1 protein-coding gene is annotated in these 1,503 nt (G+C 62.0%); it reads left to right on the forward strand.

All coding sequences use genetic code 11. The features are described from left to right. The first annotated feature begins 192 nt into the window (after positions 1-192). Positions 193-1,386 (forward strand): cation:proton antiporter, encoded by a 1,194-nt coding sequence (locus ACP5EL_RS10260; RefSeq protein WP_428402413.1) that lies wholly within the window; start codon positions 193-195, stop codon positions 1,384-1,386. Positions 1,387-1,503: the final 117 nt, after the last annotated feature.

A 1,503-nucleotide genomic window follows, 5' to 3' on the forward strand; every position in this document is an offset into this window, starting at 1 on the left:
ACCTAAATAGATTAAAGATGATAGTTGGTACTTGAGGCGTGAGCAGAAGACCATGAGGTCGGCAGTCCCCGTAAAAGGGGCGCCGGATAAAAAACCGGCGATTTGTGGCTTGCGCCTCTCAAACGCCTTCTCCGTCTCCTTTTTGGTTCATATCATCCTCGAACCATCTTTCATCCCCAGGCGGTGATCAAAATGAACGCAGAGCTGGGCCTGAGCCTCATCATCCTGGTCGGTTTTCTCGCCGCCAAGCTCTTCGGAGCCGCCAAGATCCCGGCGGTCACCTCCTACATCCTGGTGGGGATCGTCATAGGCCCCTCGGGGCTCGGGGTGGTGCCCGAGGGGATCCTCGCCGCCTCTGGCTTCATCTCAGACGTCGTCTTGGGCCTGATCGCCTTCGGCATCGGCCGGAATTTCCATACCAAGACTTTTGGAGGTATCGGAAGGATCATCGTCCGGATATCGGCGATGGAGGCCCTGGGAGCCCTGCTGCTGGTGACAGCAGCCCTAAGCCTCCTTCTGGGGGTACCCCTCCACGTCGCCGTCCTCTTCGGGGCGATAGCCTCCGCCACCGCCCCCGCGGCCACGGCCATGGTGATCGGGGAGACGAAAGCGAAGGGGCCGCTGACAGACACCCTCCTCGGGGTGGTGGCCCTGGACGACGCCTGGGCCCTGATGATCTTCGCGGTCTCCATGGTGGCGGCGAAGACGATCGCCTCGGGCGAAGCAGACCATCTCCACATATTGGCGGAGGCGGGGTTGGCCGTCGGGGAGATCGTCTTATCTCTCGTCCTGGGAGCGGTCTTCGCCTGGGTTCTCCACCACTACTCGTCTAGGGTCGCAGATCCCTCGGACCTGGAGATATTCACCCTGGGCATAATCCTCCTCGTCGTGGGGGCCGCAAGCTCTCTGGGCCTCTCGGTCCTCCTCGCCTGCCTCGCCCTGGGAGTGGTCCTGGTCAACATCAGCTCCGAGGGGCGCCGGTTCTTCGAGGTGATCGAGCCCTTGGACACGCCCCTCTACCTGATATTCTTCGTTCTGGCGGGAGCCCTCCTGGAGATCGGCCACCTTCAGGAGATTGGGACGGTGGGGCTCGTTTATATCGTCTTCAGGGTGGCGGGAAAGCTCCTGGGAGCGTACATCGGGGCCTGGAACCCCGGCGGGATGGGGGCGGCGGTCAGAAAGTACATAGGCCTCGGTCTGATCCCCCAGGCGGGGGTCGCCCTGGGCCTCGCCCTCATGGCTCGAGAAGAGTTTCCGGCCGTCGGCGAGACTATCTTCAGCACCATCGTCGCCACCACCGTCGTCTTCGAGCTCGCAGGTCCCCTCGCCACCAGGACCGCCCTCTCCTCTGCTCACGAGATCCCGGAGGAGGGAGAGGATAACTGAGAGGAGATAAGTGAGGGAAAGCAAGGTAGAAGGCCCTGGTGCGGCGAGGTTTGGTGGGAGAAGAGATCGCCAGAATGTGATGGAATATGATGTGACTACTCCCCGCCCTGAAGGGCG

The organism is Methanocrinis sp., assembly GCF_049974945.1.
In the GTDB taxonomy this organism is placed as follows: Archaea; Halobacteriota; Methanosarcinia; order Methanotrichales; family Methanotrichaceae; genus Methanocrinis.

Bases quoted from the DNA above. Each gene is read 5' to 3' on its own strand.
- ACP5EL_RS10260 (WP_428402413.1), top strand. From the start codon at position 193: ATGAACGCAGAGCTGGGCCTGAGCCTCATCATCCTGGTCGGTTTTCTC.